This is a genomic window from Sphingomonas sp. KC8 (assembly GCF_002151445.1).
Classification (GTDB): Bacteria; Pseudomonadota; Alphaproteobacteria; order Sphingomonadales; family Sphingomonadaceae; genus Sphingomonas_E.
The window spans coordinates 761,247-780,629 of sequence record NZ_CP016306.1; the positions used below are offsets into that span (position 1 = coordinate 761,247).

Sequence of the window (19,383 nt, forward strand, 5' to 3'; positions counted from 1 at the left end):
ACAGGCTCGCCCAAGTCCTCGCGCGCGATCCTGGCGGCCTCGAATTGCGTGCTGATCCAGCGGCGCTCGCACCTGAGCGGCTGCTTGTCTTCGAGGTGCGTGGTTCGGTCAGCAACTTCGCCGCTGCCGTCCAGCGCGTCCCCGGCCTAGAGCTGGTGGACGAGGAGGAAATCGGCAGCGACGATGACAAGGCGCCCGTCGCCTATCTCATGATGCCTGACGCACGGGCGCTCGCTGAGCTGGTGTCGCTGTGGCGGCGATGGAACGACGGTAGGCTTGATCGCGGCGAGACGCCTTGGCGCGGCGTATTCGAGCTGCTGCGGGATCTGCGGCCCTGGGGACCGCAAGACCGGGTTCAGCCGCTCGATGCCAATTTTCTGGCCGAGGAAATCGAGGGCCGCGCCGACGACGAGCTTGTTCCTCTCGAAATCGAGCTGATTTTTCGGGCCAACGACCGACAGGCCGAGGCGCAAGAACAGGAAGTCCGGGCGGCGGTGATCGCTCGCGGTGGCGCCATCGTTTTCCGCGCGCGCTTGTCTGACATTGCCTATCATGCGCTGCTCGCTGACATGCCGGTGCGCGCTGTCCGCGAGATCATTGCCCGGCGTGCCGGCAGCATCGCCGGCCTCGATCCGGTCATGCATATCCGGCCTCAGAGCCTGGCGACGTCGATCGAAGTCGATGATGCCAGTGAAGTCGGTGCCGTCCCGCCACAGGTTGAACTACGCGAGCCGATCTTGGCGTTGCTCGACGGCGTGCCAATCGCAGCACATCCTCTGCTTGCTCGGCATGTGGTCCTCGATGACCAGTTCGGACTGGAGCCGGAAGCGCCGGTTGACCAGCGTGTCCACGGCACCGCGATGGCGTCACTCATCATTCATGGCGATCGGAACAATCCTGCGCCGGTTTTGCCGCGCCGTGTTCATGTGGTGCCGGTCATGGGCGCCGGCGACGAGTTTCCGCGCCGCCGCCTCATAATCGACGTGATCTATTTGGCTGTCCTTGCGATGCGCGAGGGGCAGGATGCCACCGCGCCGGGCGTGCTGATCGTCAACCTTTCGCTCGGGAATTCACGACGGCCGTTTCATCTTGGCCTTTCGCCCTGGGCACGACTGTTAGACCGGCTCGCTTATCGCTTCGGCATCCTTTTCCTCGTGAGCGCGGGCAACGTAAGGGATTTGATCGGCATACCCGCCTTCCCGACGCACATGGCGTTCGAGGATGCCGACGGCGCCGCACGCACCGATGGCACCCTTGCGGCCCTTGGCAATGTCATGGCCGACCGGCGACTGTTCTCACCCTCTGAAACGATCAACGGCGTCACCGTAGGCGCGTCGAACGACGATTGGGTGTCCGATGCGGACCGCCGCCTAGCGCGCGGCAATGTCGATCCCTTTCCCGAGCTACGCTTGGCTAATCCATCGAGCGCGCTAGGTCCGGGTTTCGCTCAAGCCGTTAAACCCGACATCCTCATGCCGGGTGGCCGCGAGCATCTTCGTCTCGCCCGCACCGACGACCATATCTTTGTCCAACCCATGCGGCCGGCGCGGCCAGCCGGGCTAAAGGTCGCTGCGCCACGCACCGGAGCAATCGAAAACGCCGAAGCCTATACCGGCGGCACCAGTGGAGCGACAGCGCTCGCCTCCCGGACCTGCCACCGTATCCATGACGCGCTGGAAGCCGCCTATCCCGGCTTTGCCGCCTTACCGCACATCCAACGCGCCGTCCTGCTCAAAGCGCTGCTGGTGCATCCGGCGCGCTGGCCCGAGCAGGCCGCCGACCGGATCAAGGCAATGATCGGCCCACCAGGCGGTCATCACACGCACATCAAGGACAATGTCCGGCGGTTCCTCGGCTTCGGCTATGTGGACGCGGATGATGCCGTGGCTTGTGCGGATGATCGCGCGACCTTCTGGGCGGTCGGGGAGCTGCCACCTGAACGTATTGTCACCGTCCGCGTGCCAATTCCCGCGCTAATGGGTGGCCAGGCGCGTCCGCACAGCCTCGCCGCGACGTTGGCATGGTTCACGCCGGTTTCGCCAGGTCGCAAGAGCTATCGGTCCGTGCGGCTGAAACTGCTTGATCCCGATGACCTCGCCACACTGAGCGTCGCGCCGCGCAAATTGCAGCCCGACGCGAACCAGACAAATCGCGGCACAATTTTCATGCGGTGCTGGGAAGGCGATCGAGCGCCGGCCATCGGTGCCGACATGACCATCGACCTCATCGTCCAGCGCGACCCGGACCCAGGCGCTCCGATTGATGAGTCGGTTCCTTTCGGGCTGGCTGTTACGCTCGCCATGCCCGGTATGATTGGCATCTATGAGCAGGTTGCCCAGCGGCTCGGCATCGCCCCTCGGCAGGCCATCTAAACGGTTTGTTGGACATCCAGCCAGTCAGTTGAACCGGGCACGCGCTTGGGGAAAGCCTTCCCCTGACCGGGAGCCCGATGGTCTCCCGCTACCCCTTCTGCGGGGACACCCCGCAACGCCCCGCTCGGCGCCTGCGCGCCGATCCGTAAATCCGCCTCGGCGGATTTGTGTCTCTTGGAAGCTACGGAGATCGGGCCAGGGCTTTCGCCGGCCCGATCGCGTCTGTTTGTGACTCTCCCCGTCGATGGTGTGGGCGGCGCTTCCCTTTAGGCCCGCCGCGCCGGGGCGCAACGCGCGCAAGCGCGCTTACCTCCTCTGCGTTCCGGCCCTTCGGGTGCGCCCCGGCTCTGCCGGCGGGCCTTCCGGTCGCTCTTTCGCCGCCCACCCCATTCCGGGGTGAGTGCGGTTTGAAGGAGAAAAGTGATGAACGCTGTTACCCAAACGACCGCTGTTGAGCCTGTGTCGGGCGTCGAGATTTTCGTGCCCCTCAACAAGCTCAAGAAGTCCCCGAAGAACGCCCGCAAGGTGCCGCATACCGAGGCCGCCATCGAGGCGCTGGCCGCATCCATCGCGCACAAGGGCCTGATCCAGAATATCGTGATCGAGCCGGAAATGAAGCGCGACAAGCCGACCGGCTACTACCTCGCCACCGCTGGCGAAGGTCGCAGGCTCTCCTATCTGCTGCGCGCCAAGCGCAAGGAGATCAAGAAGGACCATCCGGTTCGCTGCTGGCTGGACACCGAGAACGACCCGTCCGAAATCAGTCTGGACGAGAACGTCACCCGGTCCGCGATGCACCCCGCCGACCAATTCGAGCGGTTCCATGAACTGTCCGAGGACAAGGGATGGGGCGCGGAGGAAATCGGCGCGCGGTTCGGCGTGTCGGCTGGCGTGGTGAAGCAGCGGCTGCGCCTTGGCGCTGTCAGCCCGAAGCTGTTGGAGGTCTATCGCGAGGATGGCTTGACCTTGGATCAGTTGATGGCCTTCGCCATCACCGAGGACCACGCTCGGCAGGAGCAGGTGTTCGAGAACCTGCATCACAACCGGGAGCCGTGGATCATCCGGCGCGACATGACCGCTGGCAATGTGCCCGCCGATGATCGCCGTGCGGTGTTCGTGGGAGCCGATGCCTATATCGAGGCAGGCGGCAACATCATCCGCGACCTGTTCACCGAGGACCGGGGCGGTTTCTTCGAGGATGCGGGCTTGCTGGATATGCTCGCCACCGAGAAGTTGCGGGAGGTCGCCGGTGAGGTGCAGGCCGAAGGGTGGAAATGGGCCGAGGCCCATATCGACTACCCCCACGCCCACGGTATGCGGCGCTTCTATCCGCAGGCCGTGGACCTGTCCGACGAGGACGAGGCCCGGTTGGAGGCCCTGTCCACCGAGTATGACGAGCTTGCCGAAGGCTATTCGTCCTATGACGAAATGCCCGAGGACGTGGCGGCGAAGCTGGAGGCGGTGTCCGACGAGATCGACGCCATTTCGGCCAAGCGCCATACCTACGATCCCAACATCATCGCGCATGGCGGGGTGTTCGTGGTGCTTCACCATGACGGCACGGTCAGGATCGAGCGGGGTTTCGTCCGTCCCGAGGACGAGGCGCTTGCCGATCCGCAGCCCGAGGACGAGGCCGACGCCATCGACCCGGAGGCCGTGGAGGGCGAGCAGGCCGAGGACGGCGACGAGGACGTGCAGGATTTCGAGGATGAGGACGAGGAACCGGGCAAGCCCATTTCCGACAGCCTCATTCGCGACCTGTCCGCCCACCGGACGCTGGCCCTTCGCGTGGCGCTGGCAGAGCAGCCCGACGTGGCGTTAATCGCGCTGACCCACACACTTACGGCGCAACTGTTCTACAGCTATGCCGAGGCCGGTTGCCTTGAAATCCGTCCGACCGTGACGCCGCTTGGCAGTCATGCGGCGGTGATCGAGGACACGCCCTTGGCGGCGCGGGCGAGCGAAGCGCATGAGGCATGGGCCGAGCGGATGCCGCGTGACGTGGCCGACCTGTGGGGCTTCATCGTCGCGCTGGACCGTGAGCAGCTTGTGGCGTTGCTGGCGCATTGCGCGGCCCGCACCGTCAATGCGCTGCGGGTGCCGTGGGACCGCAAGCCCCGGACGCTGCAAACGGCGGACAGGCTGGCGACGGCGCTGACGCTGGACATGGCGAAGGACTGGACGCCGACCGTGGACAGCTACCTTGGCCGTGTCACCAAGGCGCATATCCTTGAGGCCGTGGCCGAAGGCGTATCGGAGGATGCGGCCCGCCGTATCGCGGACAAGAAGAAGCCGGAGATGGCGGAAGCCGCCGAGCAGCGTCTTGCCGGGACCGGATGGCTTCCCGCTGTGTTGCGGACGCCGGAGCCGGAGGCCGAACCCGTCGAGACGGACGACGCCGAAGGGATCGCGCAGCCGTCCGAAGTGGAGGCCCCCGATACCGAAGCGCAGGACGGCGAGTCCGTGGAGGTCGAAGCGGTGGAGCAGCCGACAGAAGCGGACGCCGACCCCGAGCCGGTGGACGAGGACGCCGCCTACTCGGTTGCCGCCGAATAGAGCGGCATCGGGCCGGGGCCGCTACGGCGGTCCCGGCCTTCCTTTTGTTCCGGTGTCGCGCAGCCTCTCCCGCGCGATGCCTCGCCCCGCAAGAAGGCCCTGCCATGCGCCGCCGGTTCCGTGTCATTGCCCGCCGCAACAACCAGCCCGGACTATTCTGCTGTGTCCGGTGCGGTGAACCGATCAACGACTTTTCCGAGGATCGCACCATCGTCCACGACTATGTTCTGGACCATTGCGCCGCCTTCATAGCCGAGCATCGCGCCTGTGCGGGCCGCCCGTTGTTCAACGCGGCGGCGGCGCGGCGCTGGCGGGAGGCGCACCGCTGATCGGCGCTTGCGGCTTCCCTATCACAGCCCGCATAAAATCGCGGCCGCGCCCCTTACCGGGCGCGGCCGCTCTGTCATGGGGATGATCGGCGCTCGCCGGGCATGGCCCGGCTCGCGCTTCTATGAATCCTCGCGCAGCAGGCTCTCGAAATCCCGGCCGCCGTAGAAGATCCCGACTATGACGACCGCCGTATCTTCCACCGCAAAGGCGATGGTCACGCGGCGGCGCCAGGCCGTCGTCCGCAAGCCCGGCCGCAGATCGTCGCGCATGGTGCCGCGACGGGGAAAGTCGGTCAGCTTGCCGATATGGCCGAGGATGCCATCGGTGAATCCTCGCGCGATGTCCGGGGAAGCGGCAGCGGCGATATGGTCGTAGATGGCGTCGAGATGGTCACGCGCTTCCGGCGTGAGGACGATGGAATGTCCCACGTTCAGCCGCGCTTGGCGGCCCGCTTGTGGCGCTCGGCCAGACCGGCCCGCACGTCGTCGAGCGGAATGCCGCGCGAGGGATCGGCCTTGTAGGCGTCATAAGCGGGGACAACCTCGTTGCGCAGCCATTGCTCGACGGCCCGGTCGCGCGCTTGAAGCGCGCGCAGCCCATCGCGGATCACTTCGCTTTCGCTGGCATACTCACCCGACGCCACCTTGGCGCGGACCTGCGCCGCCATGTCGTTCGGCAGCGTCACGCTGAACTGTTGAGTCGTCCGCATGGATGGCACTCCTTACGGATATGATTTAATCCTATTGGCGCGATCCTTCAAGGTGCTTGCGGCAGCGATCATGCGAACAGGCCGGGCAGCACCGGCATGGTCTCGCCGCGCGCCATCGCCCGCGCCGCATGGTCGGCCCCGGCCACCGTCACCCATTCGACGCGCCAGTCGAGCCGCAGCACATCGCTGTCGCCCTCGCGCTGAATCCGCACGATCCCGGCGCCTTCCTCGCTGACCGCGAAGCGGCAATCATCATCCTCGCCATAGGCCGCTTCGATCAGCGTCCCGTCCGAGAAGCTCAGCCAGCAGCGTCCGGCGCTGTCGGCCGGAACCGCCAGCTCGGCTTCCACATCGCCCATAACCTTCAATCTGGTGCGGTCCTGGCCGCGGATCATCACGCTCATACACCGTTCCTCAATCTCGATTCGCAAAGCCGCATCATGGAACAAATGACGAACACAAGGCAATGGATAGTGTCGCCATAGCCGGAACGGCGGGAATGGAGCGCCCCGCCCATTCCGGGCGACGCGCTGCGCTCGCCAGCGCGGCCAGCCCGTATTCGCCGGCATCCCGTCCCCGAATCCGGCGCTTGACCGGCATCGCACAGGCCGGGCCTGAACCTGCCCGAAATGCAGGCCGCGTCCCTCCGCCGATTTCCGCAAGGCGGCGCCGCGCTCCGCTGCATCGACCGCAACGACACGAAAGCCGGGGCCGCGTCGCCCTTGCACTCGCCCGCTCGAAACCCGCCCGTGACGCCTGCCTCTGGCACCGGATCATCACCGGCACCGCCACCGCCGGCGGCGGCAAAGCTCCCGCAGAACATCCCGTCAGGCCCATGATCTTGCACGGCACCGCCGCCCATGCGGGCTCTCGAAAGGCTTGTCTGGCCGAAGCCCGCCCGTCTTCCCGCAACGGCGCCGAACGATTTTTTTCCGCCGCCGGCCATGGCGGCTTTGCATCGCGATACCAAAAAAACCGCCCGCCGCCGCCAGCCACTTCGTTCCGCCCTTCGGGTGCGGGCCGGTCGTCCCCCGTCCGATCGACAGCCATCGAGGCCGCGACAGGCGCGGTCCCGAGGCAAGAAAGGACTGACGTTATGTTGCTCTGCGGAAACTTCACCCCCACCGACGACGGCTTCACCGGCGAAATCCGGTTCTTCGGCCAGCGCCCCGAACAGGTCGTGCTCCGCCCGATCGAGGGCCAAGACAACGAGAAGGCCCCCCACTTCCGCATCGTCGCAGCCGACGACGAGCGGATCGAGTTTGGCGCCGCCTGGCGGAAAACCAGCAAGGAGGGACGCAACTACATCTCGTTCAAGCTCAATCCCGTCGTCGCTCAGCCGGTCTATCTTCGGCTTTTCGAGAACGAGACCACCGCCGGCCAATACGACCTGCTCGCAAGCTGACCGGCTCCGCGCCCCGCCCGGAATGGGCGGGGCGCTCCTTTTTCCGCTCCCGAAAAAGATCTTCGCCATGACCGATCGCATCGGCCACAATGGCGGCCCGCCGCTCGACGATCGCAGACCAAGCCCCGCGGACGGCGCGAGCTGCCGGCGCTGTCGCCACTGGCGTCCGCCGAGCGAGCGCGAGGAAAGCGACTATCACGCCTATCAGATGGGCGTGATCCGCCGCCGCGTTGCCGAGCCTTGGGGCGCCTGCGACCGGGTGATGCTGCGGCCGGGCGGCCCGGTCGCGTTCGCCGGCACCAAGGGTCGGTCCTGGTGCTACAATTTCGAGGCCAAGCCGCCACCCACCGACGAGGAGCGGCGCGGCCAGGGCTTCGTCACGATCTACGAGGGTGATCGCATCGTCTGGCAGGGCCGCGAAGGCGAGGAACCCGCCGAGTATCGGCAAGGCGACCTGTTCGACTGACGCGCCGTTCCATTGACCTGACGGCCGCGCCGGTATTCCGGCTGTCCTTCGCTTGAGGAGGGAATCCGGGCGGGACCGGACCCTTTAGATGGAGCCCGCCATGCGGGCAGGCTTTCCATGCGCCGCCGGGGCGGCGCGGGTTGCTAAGGGCGTTGCCCTCGCGCCGGGCAAGGTAAGTGGAACCGTCCGGGGCGGTATCCCCAGCCTTCCGCGCTTCGCTTGTGCAGGCCGGGTGATCCCCCTCCGCCCCGGCCGCCCTTGCCCTTTGCTACCCGTGGCTCGCCGCCGGGCAGGGTTTCAGCGCGGCGCTCCGCTGCGCGGAAACCCAAGCCCAAGGAAAGGAAGACCCATGACCATCCACCACCTTGCCACCCGGTTCGGCCGCAATCGCCATCAGATCGGAGGTTATGAGCCGCTCGACAACGAGGCGCTGTATCGCCACGTCCCGTCCATCTTCGCCCGCGAGGCGCACGACAGCCGTTCCGAGCGGTACGTCTATGTCCCCACCATCGACATAGTGGAGGGGTTGCGCCGGGAAGGATGGTTCCCGTTCTTCGCCGTGCAGTCCGTCCCCCGTGACGGCAGCCGCCACGGCCACGCCAAGCACATGCTGCGCCTTCGCCGGGATGAGGGTATCGGCAAACCCGAGGCGGCCGAGGTCATCATCGTGAACAGCCATGACGGGACCAGCGCCTATCAGATGTTCGCCGGGATGCTGCGTTTCGTCTGCACCAATAGCATGATTGCAGGCGAGCGGTTCGAGGAGGTCCGCGTGCCACACAAGGGCAATATCGAGCACGACATCATCGAGGGCGTTTACACCGTGGCCGAGGACTTCCCCCGGCTGATCGACGCCAGCGAGGCAATGAAGGAGGTTCGGCTGTCCGACGATGAGCAGCGCTTGCTTGGCGAGGTCAGCCTTGTCGCCCGCTATGGCGACGATGAAAGCCCGCTCACCCCCGAGCAGATCATCGCGCCGCGCCGCTACGAAGATCGGGGCGATAGCCTGTGGACCACATTCAACGTGATACAGGAGAACGTCATTCGGGGCGGATTGCATGGCCGCAAGCACAATGCCGAGGGCCGTATCCGCCGCAGCCGTTCGCGCCCGATCAACGGCATCGACCAGAATGTGACGCTCAATCGCGCACTCTGGACGCTGGCCGAGGGGATGCAGCGCCTCAAGACAGGTTGACGTTTCAAGCCGCAGGGCTGGACCGTCCGGCCCTGCGGCTTCGCTTCCCATTGCCCAAATGACGCCGCCGACCCGTTCCCCGGATCGGCGGCGGCCGCGCGTCCCGATGGTCCACGCGGCCGCTGAAAGGGGCGCGCTCGCCGGGCGTTCGCCCGGCTCGCGTTGTCCGGTGCCACTATGCCAAGACGACTATAATAGTCGTTTTCATGGCGCATAGCCCCCGGCTCGTGAACGTGATCGCGCATGATTACTTCCCGCCAGGTGCGGGCCGCACGCGCGCTTCTCAATTGGACCCAGGAGATGCTTGCCGACGAGGCCCTTGTTGCGTTGACCGCGCTCAAACGTCTCGAATCCGAGAATAACCTGCCCGTGCGCGAAGATACGCGCCATCAGGTTGTCAAGGCGCTGGAGGGCGCGGGCATCGTCTTCCTTGATTCGGAACGCGGCGAAGGCGTCATGCTGGTGCGCGGCGCGGCGGAGAAATCTCGGAAGTAATGGGTGCCGATGTTCGTGCGGCTATACTCTCCGCATCATGCGGCCATAGCGAGGACGGCGTGATTACTTCGGCCCATTATGGTGTATAAGCCGTGAATCTGCGGGCGCAGGGAGCAATAGCTGAAGGCGAAGCGAGGCGATGGCGATAACCGCTTTCGAGGACCGTGCGCCCGATACGCCGCACGTCACCGACTATGACGAACGCCATGTCCGCACCTACTGGCGGCTGCTCGATGCGGCCGACGAAAAGGCCGATTGGTGCGAGGCCGTGCGGATCATTTTCGGGATCGATCCCGAGGCCGAACCCGAACGCGCCCGCCTCGTCCATGACACGCATCTCGCCCGCGCCCGGTGGATGACCGAGATCGGCTATCGCCACTATCTGCGCCCGCCCGAACCGTAGAATCGACCCGTGGCAACACGGTCGAAGGCACGAAAACCCCCGTCAAACCGCTGACTTTAATCCGCTATGCGCCGCCGCGCCCGGCAGGGCTTCTCCACGCTCGCACGGCTGAGAACATTCCCTGACGCGCTCCATAGAGAGCCACGCTTGGGAGGACTGCCATGCCGCCTGAGAAGGACTGGCGCGCGCCCCCGGACGAAGCCGGAGACGAGGCGCTGCAATATTCCGACATCGCTATCGGCTATCTCAGCCGCAATACCCGCTATCGCGCCGACTACACTCGCGCGCTCGGCCGCGTGAAGCGCGGCGTGACCACCGCCGACGAAGCGACCGGCGCCCTTGTGAATCGCTGGGGGATCAGCTTCCACGCCGCGCCCGCGTCCGCCTTCAATGCGAAGCTGGCAGTCGCACGGCCGGACCTGTCGCCGGCCAGTATCGTTATCGCGCCCGCGCTCGCCGGCATCGGCGCCGGCCCTCTCGACATGGAGGCGCTGGGCGAGGTTCGCGCCCGGATCAGGATCGGCGACTTCCTCCATATCATCCTCGCCGACCCCGATGGCGATGAGCATCTTTGCATGTGCGGTTCGTGTAACGGGCCGATGGCCGTGATGCTGCCGATCGAACCCGATCCCCTCGCGCGCCTCGCCTCGGCCGAACGTCTGTGCCGCCGCCTCAATGGCATGGCGGCCGGCCCGCCGGCGCTGCGCCCGCCGCCCTTCCGGCGCCTGCACCTCGTCACCTTGCTGCAAGTGCTCGACGGCCATCACGCGGGTGCCAGTCAACGCGAGCTGGCCGCCTCGCTGATCCACCGCAAGGTCCGCCGCTACACCAACGCCGAATGGATCGAGAGCAAGGAGCGCAAGCGCATCAGGCGGTGGCTCAAGGAAGCCGTCGAGCTGCGCGACGGCGGCTATCTCCGCCTGCTCCGCGGCGGCTGACAGGGGACATTGCCGCCCCCCTCGGCGCTGTCCCTTCTCCGCGCCGGGGGCATTTCGCCACCATTCCCTCCTGTCCGCCGGTCCCGCTTTCCGGGGCCGGCCATCGTCAGGAGGATTATCATGGCCGAACCCGTCATCGCGACAACGCCACGCTATCTCAAGACGCCCGACGCGGCGATCCATCTCGGCCTCTCGGCCCGCACGCTGGAAAAGCACCGCTGCTACGGCACCGGCCCGGTGTTCCGCAGGCTCGGCGGCCGGATCGTCTATGCGATCGACGACCTCGACGCCTGGGCGGCGCTCGGCACCCGCCGTTCGACCTCCGATCCGGGCAACGGCGTCGTCCATCCCGCCAAGCGCCTGCCCACCGATTGCGTGCGCCGCTGAGCGCCGATGCCCACCGCACGTTCCCTTTCCGGCCGGTCGAGCGCCGAGCGCACGCAGCTTGAGCTGTTCCGCTCGGTCCCCGGCGACCTCGCGGCCCGCGACGCGCAGGACTTGATGGCGTGGCCGTTCTTCAGCCTTGCCAAAGCCCGCCGCGCTGCGCCCATCGACTTCCGCATGGGCGCGACATGGATCTCGGTCGAGGCCGTCCCCGAACACGGCATGGCGACTATTTGGGACGCCGACGTTCTGATCTGGGCGGCGAGCCAACTCATCGAGGCGCGCGACGCCGGACGGCCGACCTCGCGCCTGATGGTGACGACGCCGCATGAGATTTTGGCGTTCACCCGGCGCGGCACCGGCAAGGCGAGCTACGAGCGGCTGAAGGCCGCGCTCGACCGCCTGCAATCCACTACTGTCGCCACTTCGATCCGGCAGCAGCACCAGCGCCGCCGCCATCGTTTCTCATGGATCAACGAATGGCGCGAGCTGGCGGACGGACAGGGGCGCGCGCTCGGGATCGAGCTGATCCTGCCCGACTGGTTCTATGCCGGCGTGCTCGACCGCGCGCTCGTGCTGACGATCGACCGCGCCTATTTCGACCTCACCGGCGGGCTTGAACGCTGGCTCTACCGCATCGTGCGCAAGCATGGCGGGCGGCAGGAAGGCGGCTGGAGCTTCGACGTTCCGCACCTCTACCTGAAATCCGGCGTGCTCTCGCCGCTGCGCCGGTTCGCGTTCGAGCTGCGCGGCATCGTCGCGCGCCAACCGCTCCCCGGCTACGTCCTCACGCTCGAACATGCGCTCGGCCGCGACCGGCTCAACTTCACCCCTATCCCCGTCGATCCGTTCGACGCGGCCATGCGCCGCGTCGGCCTCAAGCCTGTGGAGAACTGGCCATGAGGTTCGGACTATCGGGAACGGCCGGATTCGGACTTTCGGGAACGCGAGACTCGGACTTTCGGGAACGCGCGATCCTCGCAAAGCCGCAGAAATCCTCGCGGAATCGGCCCCCTTCTAACGATGCTAATAGAAAAGAATCCTTCGGATTCTTGCTAACGGCGCGCGGCTGTGGACGCCGCTGCCAGCCAGCACGCGCGGCACACCCCCGGAGACCTCCCATGATCGACGACCGGCCCCCCGCCGTGCACGGCGGCGGCGCGTTCAGCGCGCTCGCCCGCGACGGCCTCACCCATGTCGAACTGACCTGGATCGAGAAGAAGCTGGAGCACTGGATACGCTTCGGCCGCATCGCCCAGGACCGCATCCTGACGCGCCGAACCCGCGTCGTCGGCTTCCGTCCGGGCGCCGTCTTCGCGTTCGTGCGCTGGGCGGCCAACGACTTCGGCACGATCGTCTCGCGCATCGACGTGGTGCGGACGGTCGCGGCCAACGAAGCCTACACGACGCTGCCATTCGTGCGGCCCGGCGGCGACATCCTGCTCAAGATCGAGGGCTGGCCCAAGGTTCAGCAGGTGCTCGCCGCGATCGACGCGGTGGAAGCGGCCGGCGTCGATCCCTGCGACGCGGCGGCCGACCATTGGCGGCACGTCCACAACCGCATTGCCGCCGGCCACCAGCCGCGCCTCTACACGATCGAGCGCCATCGCGCCTGGCTCAAGCGCCGGGAGATCGAGGGATGAGGCGGCACCGCTATGTCATGGCGACGACCATCGCCGCGTCCGCTTTCGCCGCAGCGTTCGTCGCGATCGCCGTCGCCGATCCGCTCCCGCGCGTCATCTGGAACGCCAGCGCCAGCGCGCCGATCGGGCTCTACCGGATACGGCCGGAGAGCGATCCGCCCACCGGGGCGCTGGTCGCCATTGCGCCGCCCGAGCATCTTTCCCGCTGGCTTTCGGCGCGCGGCTATCTGCCCGAGGGCGTGCCGCTCCTGAAGCATGTCGCGGCGAAGGCCGGGCAGCGGGTGTGCCGAAGCGGTGGCGCGGTGAGCGTCGATGCCCGGCGCGTCGCCATATCCCGCGCGCGTGACGGCCAGGGCCGTCCGCTGCCGGTCTGGCAGGGGTGCCGCACGCTCCGACCGGGCGAGCTGCTGCTGCTCAATCCCGCCCATCCCGACAGTCTGGACGGCCGCTATTTCGGCCCGTTGCCGGCCTCCGCCGTCATCGGACGCGCCACGCCGCTCTGGCTGCGCGCGCCGCCCTCAACGCCTTCAACCCCCCCAAGCCAAGGAGATCGGTCATGCAAGTGAATATCTTTGAACCCACCGCCGACGGCTATTTCGGCCGCGCCCGCTATTTCGGCATCGACGAGCAAATCGTGCTTGTCGCGCTCGATCCGGGCGATGCCGAGAACGCGCCCGATTACCGCGTCCACCTCGACGACGAGGACGGCCCCGAAGTTGGCGGCGCTTGGAAACGGGTCGGCGAACGCGCCGGTGACTACATCGCGCTGGAGATCGACAGCCCTCTCTTTGGGGCGCCGTTTCGGCCGGTGCTGTTCCGCGCCGACGACGATGGGCGGACGTTCCGGCTGTCGTGGAAGCGTCCCCGGCCGCGCGACGATCGGAGCTGATCGGTGTCGTTCCCGGTCATCATCCCTTTGTTCGCGGAAAGACCGCATCCCTCGGTCCCGCTCGGTCGCAGGCCGGCCGGCGCGCGCAGCGAAGGTCAAGGGCGGCCCCCGGCCGGCGCATCGCGCGCACCCTTTACCGGAGCGAGCACGCTGGCAGACTGGCGGCGGAGCGAGGGCGGGTCGGCCGCCATGATCGCGGTCCTGCTGCTGCTCGCGCCGGGCGCTGCGCCCGTCGCCGCATTGGCGCAGGACGCGCCGCCCGAACGATCGGCCGCGCGCCATCCCTATGCCGCCCATGTCGCCGACGCGGCCGGGCGCTTCGGCATCCCCGAACGCTGGATATGGGCCGTCATGCGCGTCGAGAGCAACGGCGATGTCCGCGCCGTCTCGACGGCCGGCGCGATGGGCCTGATGCAGATCATGCCCGGCACCTGGGCGGGGCTGCGCGCACGCTATCGGCTCGGGTCCGATCCGTTTGATCCGCGCGACAACATCATGGCGGGCGCGGCCTATCTGCGCGAGATGCACGACCGCTACGGCAACGTGACGGCGATGCTTGCGTCCTACAATGCGGGGCCGGGTCGCTACGACGAACATCTGTCGCGCGGCCGTCCGCTGCCCGCCGAGACGCGCGCCTATCTGGCAAAGCTGGCGTCGATCACGGGCGGTTCGGACGACACTCAGCTTGCCGCCGCACCGCTGCCCGATCCGTTCGCATGGCGCCGTGCCGCGCTGTTCGCGGTGCGGCCGGGGGCGCTTTCGCCTGCGCCGCTATCTGCCAAACGCACGGCATCCGAGGTGCAGCCGGAACGACCGGCCGACGACCACGCCGGGCTTGTCATGGCCGGTGCTGCCCCGCCTTCCAACGGTCTGTTCGTCCCGCTTTCCGGGCGGCCTCCGCCTTGAGCGGCTCGCGCGCGCTCTGGCGGGTCTCGGCGCAGGCTTTCGCAGCGCCGGAAGGGGGCAGGGCTGTCTTTCTGAAGGGGGAAGCTGGAGGGCAAGATAAAGGGCGGCAATGTGCGGAGCCCTTGCGCCTCGGTTGTGGCCTTGATTCTCAAGGCTTTCGGGCATTGCTGCGCAATGTGTGCGGAAATCCCGCACTGTGCGGCGCAGGGCGAACGCCCGCCGCCATCAGGGTTTGCCGCACATTGCGGCCTGTCGCCCCATGAGCGGCGACGACGATTTCCGCGTCCGGCCTGGGCGCATCCGCTCGCGGGGAAGCCAGCGGGCGTTGCCGATCATCGTCCAGGCGCTCGCCGCCGCCCAGCGTGCCGGCGGCCATGTCTCGCGCCGTGGCCGCATCGTCGCGCCAGGCCGCTCGACTTTCGGCCGGGGCCGCGTGGCGAGCGTGCGCGCGACCCACCGGCTCGGCCACCGCTCGCGCCAGGTGATCGTCAAGGCGCGCGTGGTCCGGCATGGCGGCCGCGCTTCGCTCGCCGCCCATCTCAATTACCTGCAACGCGATGGCGTCACGCGCGACGGCGAAAAGGGCGTGCTGTTCGGCGCGGAGGCGGACGGTCTCGACCGCAACGAGTTCGCGGCGCGCTGCGAGGACGACCGCCACCATTTCCGGTTCATCGTCTCGCCCGAGGACGCCGAGCAGATGCGCGACCTCAAGGGCTTCACCCGCGAGTTGATGACGCGGATGGAAAAGGATCTCGGCACCCGCCAGGACTGGCGGGCTGTCGAGCACTGGAACACCGACAACCCGCACGTCCACATCATCGTGCGCGGCGTCGCCGAGGACGGGCAAAACCTCCTCATCTCGCGCGACTATATCCGCGAGGGGATGCGGGCGCAGGCGCGCGAGATCGTGACCCAGGAACTCGGCCCGCGCACCGACCTCGAAATCCGGCAATCGCTGGAGCGGCAGGTCGATGCCGAACGCTGGACCGAGATCGACCGCGACCTGTCGCGGACCATGCAGCGCGACGGCGTGATCGACATGGCGCCTGAACCCGGTGTCCGGCCGGACGGCGACCATGTGCTGAGGATGGGCCGACTGCGCAAGCTGGAGGGGCTCGGCCTCGCCAACGAGATCGCGCCCGGCCAGTGGACGCTGGCGGACAACGCCCAGGCCACGCTGCGCGAGCTGGGCGAGCGCGACGACATCATCAAGCGGATGCACAAGGCGATGAGTGACCGCGGCATCGACCGGGGCGCCGGCAGCTACGTCCTCGACGCCGATCCGGCTCAGCCCGTTGTCGGCAGGCTGGTCGATCGCGGCCTCCACGACGAGCTGACCGGCAAAGCCTATGCGATCGTGGACGGGATCGACGGCCGCACCCACCATGTTCAGCTTCCCGACATCGAGGCGACCGGCGATTGCCGGCCCGGCGCGATCGTCGAGCTGCGCCGCTTCGAGGACCGCAAAGGCCGGCAGCGGGTGGCGCTGGCTGTGCGCTCCGACATGGACATCGAGGCGCAGGTCCGCGCGCCGGGGGCGACTTGGCTCGATCGGCGCAACCTGTCGAGCGACGGCCACGATCTCGGCGGCGGCTTCGGGACCGAGGTGCGCGCCGCAATGGAGGCCCGCGCCGAGCATCTCGCCGACGAGGGGCTGGCGCGGCGGCAGGGCCAGCGCATCATCTTCGCGCGCAACCTGCTCGACACGCTCCGCCGCCGCGAGCTGGACGAAGCCGCCAAGGACTTGTCGGCCGAGATCGGCCTGCCGCACGCGCCGTCCAAGGCCGGTGAGTATGTCGCGGGCACGGTGCGCCAGCGCATCACCCTCGCCTCGGGCCGCTTCGCGATGATCGACAACGGGCTGAGCTTCCAGCTCGTGCCCTGGTCTCCCTCGCTCGACCGCCAGATCGGCAAGCACATCTCCGGCGTCATGCGCGCGGGCGGCGGCGTCGATTGGTCGTTCGGTCGCGGCCGGGGGCTGGGCCTCTAAGGGCAGATCACACGCGCTGCATCAATCCGATGGTGCAGCGCATCGCCGTTGACCACGAGTGCGCAGAGAGTCGGGCCGTGGTCCGGCTATCGCGTGAATATTCGTCCAATAACGCCGATCACGCTCGGAAATAGAATAGGCCGAACTACGCTACTCCCTGTCTTTCTACGCTAGACTTTCCTCCAACATAACAGTGACTTGATTTGGTGTCCGGCACGCGTCGACTTCGATGCCATGTCGGCAACCAAAATCCTTTGGGGCCAGATCTTCGCGGTCTTCCTGATCGTGCTCGCCGCCCTGTGGACCGCGACGCAATGGACGGCCGCGGCGCTCGCCTATCAGCCCGAGCTTGGGTCGCCGTGGTTCATGCTCGGCGACTGGCCGATCTATCCGCTGCCGGCCTTCTTCTGGTGGTGGTTCTCCTTCGACGCCTACGCGCCGGAGATATTCCAGACCGGCGCGTTCATCGCCGTGTCGGGCGGGTTCGCCGCGATCGTCGTCGCCATCGGCATGTCGGTCTGGCGTGCGCGCGAGCTGAAGAACGCCGAGACCTATGGCTCGGCCCGCTGGGCGACGCGCGGGGAGATCGCCGCCGCCGGGCTGCTGGGCGACAGCGGCGTCATGCTCGGTCGGCTTGGGCGCGACTATCTGCGCCACGACGGTCCCGAGCATGTGTTGTGCTTCGCGCCGACACGGAGTGGCAAAGGGGTCGGCCTCGTGGTGCCGACGCTGCTCACCTGGCCGGGCTCGGCGATCGTGCATGACATCAAGGGCGAGAACTGGCAGCTCACCGCCGGCTTTCGTGCCCAGCACGCGCGAGTGCTGCTGTTCGATCCGACCAATGGCGCGTCGGCCGCCTACAATCCGCTGCTCGAAATCCGCAAGGGCGCCTGGGAAGTGCGCGACGTGCAGAACGTCGCCGACGTGCTGGTGGACCCGGAAGGATCGCTTGAGAAGCGCAACCACTGGGAGAAGACCTCCCATGCCTTGCTGGTCGGCACGATCCTCCATGTGCTCTACGCCGAGGCCGACAAGACGCTGGCCGGCGTCGCCGCCTTCCTGTCCGATCCCCGCCGGCCGATCGAAAGCACGCTATGGGCGATGATGACGACGCCGCATTTGGGGGAGGCGGGCGTCCATCCCGTCGTCGCCTCGGCCGCGCGCGAGCTGCTCAACAAATCGGCCAACGAACGATCGGGCGTGCTCTCGACCGCCATGTCGTTCCTCGGTCTCTATCGCGATCCCGTCGTGGCCCAGGTCACGCGCACCTGCGAGTGGCGCATCAAGGATCTGGTCGAGGACGAGCTGCCGGTGACGCTCTACCTCGTCGTGCCGCCCAGCGACATCTCGCGCACCAAGCCGCTCATCCGCCTCATCCTCAACCAGATCGGACGGCGGCTGACCGAGGACTTGAAGGCGCGGCAGTCGCGCCACCGGCTGCTCTTGATGCTCGACGAGTTTCCCGCGCTGGGGCGGCTCGACTTCTTCGAGTCCGCGCTGGCGTTCATGGCCGGCTACGGCATCCAGAGCTTCCTCATCGCCCAGAGCCTCAACCAGATTGAGAAGGCTTACGGGCCGAACAACGCGATCCTCGACAACTGCCATGTGCGCGTGTCGTTCGCCACCAATGACGAGCGCACCGCCAAGCGCATCTCTGACGCGCTCGGCACGGCGACCGAGATGCGGGCGATGAAAAATTACGCCGGTCATCGCCTCTCGCCCTGGCTCGGGCATTTGATGGTCTCGCGCTCCGAGACGGCCCGCCAGCTCCTCACCCCCGGCGAAATCATGCAGCTCCCGCCCGACGACGAGATCGTCATGGTCGCGGGCATCCCGCCGATCCGCGCGAAGAAGGCCCGCTACTTCAAGGACCGGCGGTTCACGCAGCGGGTGATGTCGCCGCCCGACAGCAATGTCGGAGGCGGCCCCCCGCGTCCCGACGACTGGAGCGGCCTGGCGCCGATCGAGGCGCCGCCGATGCCCGAGCCGATCGAGCATGGAGCGCCGAAGAAGCCGAAGAAGAAAAAGGCCGCCAAGAAGGCGGATGCCGAGGACGCCGCCGCGAACGCGGACCTGCGCCGCGAGCCGGCGCTGGAGCGCCATATCGACATCGCGCCCACGCCCAGGCCCGCGCCCGCCAATGAGTTCGAGCTGGACGAGCCCGACCCCGATAGCGACGCGGCGCGGCAGGCGACGGTGCGCCGCCAGATGCAGCGCGTGGCCCGGCAGGCGTCGCTCGATCCCGATGATGGCATCGAGCTATGACCACCAAGACGCCGCTGTCGGTCTATCTCGATCCCGAGCTGATGCGGGCGCTCGCCGCCTATGCCGACCGGAGGGACAAGTCCCGCTCACTGATCGCCGAGGCGGCCATCGCATCCTTCCTGTCGCCCGACGCCGATGAGCAGCGCGAGGCCGCCATCGCCAAGCGGCTCGACAAGCTGGATCGCCGCATCACCCGGCTGGAGCGCGACACGGGGATCAGCGTCGAGATGATCGCGCTGTTCGTGCGCTTCTGGCTGTCGAACACCCCGCCGTCGCCCGAGAGCGAGCGAGCCGCGATGCGTCGCCAGGGCGGCGACCGCTACGACGCCTTCATGGATGCGCTGGGCCGCCGACTCGCGAAAGGTCCGAAGGTCAGACAAGAAATCGGCGAGGACTTTGGCGTCCAAGAAGAATGAGCTGACTACGCCAGTTCTTGT

21 protein-coding genes are annotated in these 19,383 nt (G+C 67.4%); 18 read left to right on the forward strand and 3 right to left on the reverse strand.

The genetic code is table 11. The features are described 5' to 3' along the window. The first annotated feature begins 44 nt into the window (after positions 1 to 44). The 3 genes from KC8_RS03555 to KC8_RS03565 all read left to right on the forward strand — a co-directional run bounded on the left by KC8_RS03555 (position 45) and on the right by KC8_RS03565 (position 5,257). Positions 45 to 2,372 (forward strand): S8 family peptidase, encoded by a 2,328-nt coding sequence (locus KC8_RS03555; RefSeq protein ID WP_010127377.1) that lies wholly within the window; start codon positions 45 to 47, stop codon positions 2,370 to 2,372. Positions 2,373 to 2,795: 423 nt separating this feature from the next. Further along, positions 2,796 to 4,928 (forward strand): ParB/RepB/Spo0J family partition protein, encoded by a 2,133-nt coding sequence (locus KC8_RS03560; RefSeq protein WP_029624795.1) that lies wholly within the window; start codon positions 2,796 to 2,798, stop codon positions 4,926 to 4,928. A gap of 104 nt (positions 4,929 to 5,032) precedes the next feature. After that, positions 5,033 to 5,257: a hypothetical protein gene (locus KC8_RS03565; RefSeq protein WP_010127374.1), complete on the forward strand. Its 225-nt coding sequence runs from the start codon at positions 5,033 to 5,035 to the stop codon at positions 5,255 to 5,257. Positions 5,258 to 5,377: 120 nt separating this feature from the next. Here KC8_RS03565 and KC8_RS03570 read toward each other — a convergent pair whose 3' ends face one another. From KC8_RS03570 to KC8_RS03580, 3 genes are all read right to left on the reverse strand, one after another. Next, positions 5,378 to 5,686 carry a type II toxin-antitoxin system RelE/ParE family toxin gene (locus tag KC8_RS03570; RefSeq protein WP_010127373.1) on the reverse strand — a complete coding sequence of 103 codons (309 nt, stop codon included), beginning with the start codon at positions 5,684 to 5,686 and terminating at the stop codon, positions 5,378 to 5,380. A gap of 2 nt (positions 5,687 to 5,688) precedes the next feature. Then, positions 5,689 to 5,967 (reverse strand): type II toxin-antitoxin system ParD family antitoxin, encoded by a 279-nt coding sequence (locus KC8_RS03575; RefSeq protein ID WP_007406011.1) that lies wholly within the window; start codon positions 5,965 to 5,967, stop codon positions 5,689 to 5,691. 68 nt (positions 5,968 to 6,035) lie between these two features. After that, complete coding sequence (locus KC8_RS03580) at positions 6,036 to 6,371, reverse strand: hypothetical protein (protein ID WP_010127372.1); 336 nt, start codon at positions 6,369 to 6,371, stop codon at positions 6,036 to 6,038. A 185-nt stretch (positions 6,372 to 6,556) separates the two neighbouring features. Here KC8_RS03580 and KC8_RS20200 point away from each other — a divergent pair, with 185 nt between their 5' ends. The 15 genes from KC8_RS20200 to KC8_RS03655 all read left to right on the forward strand — a co-directional run bounded on the left by KC8_RS20200 (position 6,557) and on the right by KC8_RS03655 (position 19,362). Further along, positions 6,557 to 7,372: a DUF736 domain-containing protein gene (locus KC8_RS20200; protein WP_232455612.1), complete on the forward strand. Its 816-nt coding sequence runs from the start codon at positions 6,557 to 6,559 to the stop codon at positions 7,370 to 7,372. 67 nt (positions 7,373 to 7,439) lie between these two features. Beyond that, complete coding sequence (locus KC8_RS03590; RefSeq protein ID WP_029624793.1) at positions 7,440 to 7,838, forward strand: hypothetical protein; 399 nt, start codon at positions 7,440 to 7,442, stop codon at positions 7,836 to 7,838. Positions 7,839 to 8,187: 349 nt separating this feature from the next. After that, positions 8,188 to 9,033 carry a DUF932 domain-containing protein gene (locus KC8_RS03595; RefSeq protein ID WP_010127369.1) on the forward strand — a complete coding sequence of 282 codons (846 nt, stop codon included), beginning with the start codon at positions 8,188 to 8,190 and terminating at the stop codon, positions 9,031 to 9,033. 243 nt (positions 9,034 to 9,276) lie between these two features. Then, positions 9,277 to 9,528 (forward strand): hypothetical protein, encoded by a 252-nt coding sequence (locus KC8_RS03600; RefSeq protein ID WP_010127368.1) that lies wholly within the window; start codon positions 9,277 to 9,279, stop codon positions 9,526 to 9,528. A gap of 139 nt (positions 9,529 to 9,667) precedes the next feature. Further along, positions 9,668 to 9,931 carry a hypothetical protein gene (locus KC8_RS03605; RefSeq protein WP_010127367.1) on the forward strand — a complete coding sequence of 88 codons (264 nt, stop codon included), beginning with the start codon at positions 9,668 to 9,670 and terminating at the stop codon, positions 9,929 to 9,931. A 161-nt stretch (positions 9,932 to 10,092) separates the two neighbouring features. Continuing rightward, on the forward strand, positions 10,093 to 10,869 hold the full coding sequence (locus KC8_RS03610) for a DNA -binding domain-containing protein (RefSeq protein WP_010127366.1): 777 nt from the start codon (positions 10,093 to 10,095) through the stop codon (positions 10,867 to 10,869). Between the two features lie 120 nt (positions 10,870 to 10,989). Next, positions 10,990 to 11,256, forward strand: a complete 267-nt coding sequence (locus KC8_RS03615; protein WP_010127365.1) for a helix-turn-helix transcriptional regulator — start codon at positions 10,990 to 10,992, stop codon at positions 11,254 to 11,256. 6 nt (positions 11,257 to 11,262) lie between these two features. Continuing rightward, positions 11,263 to 12,156 (forward strand): replication initiator protein A, encoded by an 894-nt coding sequence (locus KC8_RS03620; RefSeq protein WP_010127364.1) that lies wholly within the window; start codon positions 11,263 to 11,265, stop codon positions 12,154 to 12,156. Between the two features lie 218 nt (positions 12,157 to 12,374). Then, the gene (locus KC8_RS03625; RefSeq protein ID WP_010127363.1) at positions 12,375 to 12,896 is read left to right on the forward strand and encodes a DUF2840 domain-containing protein; all 522 of its coding nucleotides are present in this window, start codon (positions 12,375 to 12,377) and stop codon (positions 12,894 to 12,896) included. A 17-nt stretch (positions 12,897 to 12,913) separates the two neighbouring features. Beyond that, entirely contained in the window at positions 12,914 to 13,462 is a 549-nt protein-coding gene (locus KC8_RS03630; RefSeq protein WP_010127362.1) for a S26 family signal peptidase, read from the forward strand. Beyond that, positions 13,453 to 13,785, forward strand: coding sequence for a DUF736 domain-containing protein (locus tag KC8_RS03635; RefSeq protein WP_010127361.1), 333 nt, complete (start codon positions 13,453 to 13,455; stop codon positions 13,783 to 13,785). The genes KC8_RS03630 and KC8_RS03635 overlap by 10 nt, the downstream gene beginning before the upstream one ends. A gap of 189 nt (positions 13,786 to 13,974) precedes the next feature. Next, a complete protein-coding gene (locus KC8_RS03640; protein WP_010127359.1) occupies positions 13,975 to 14,691 on the forward strand; it encodes a lytic transglycosylase domain-containing protein in 717 nt (238 codons plus the stop codon). 259 nt (positions 14,692 to 14,950) lie between these two features. Next, complete coding sequence (locus tag KC8_RS03645; RefSeq protein ID WP_010127358.1) at positions 14,951 to 16,681, forward strand: relaxase/mobilization nuclease domain-containing protein; 1,731 nt, start codon at positions 14,951 to 14,953, stop codon at positions 16,679 to 16,681. 234 nt (positions 16,682 to 16,915) lie between these two features. Beyond that, positions 16,916 to 18,946 carry a conjugal transfer protein TraG gene (locus KC8_RS03650; protein ID WP_010127357.1) on the forward strand — a complete coding sequence of 677 codons (2,031 nt, stop codon included), beginning with the start codon at positions 16,916 to 16,918 and terminating at the stop codon, positions 18,944 to 18,946. Further along, on the forward strand, positions 18,943 to 19,362 hold the full coding sequence (locus tag KC8_RS03655) for a CopG family ribbon-helix-helix protein (RefSeq protein ID WP_010127356.1): 420 nt from the start codon (positions 18,943 to 18,945) through the stop codon (positions 19,360 to 19,362). Before KC8_RS03650 ends, KC8_RS03655 begins: the two co-directional genes overlap by 4 nt. Positions 19,363 to 19,383: the final 21 nt, after the last annotated feature.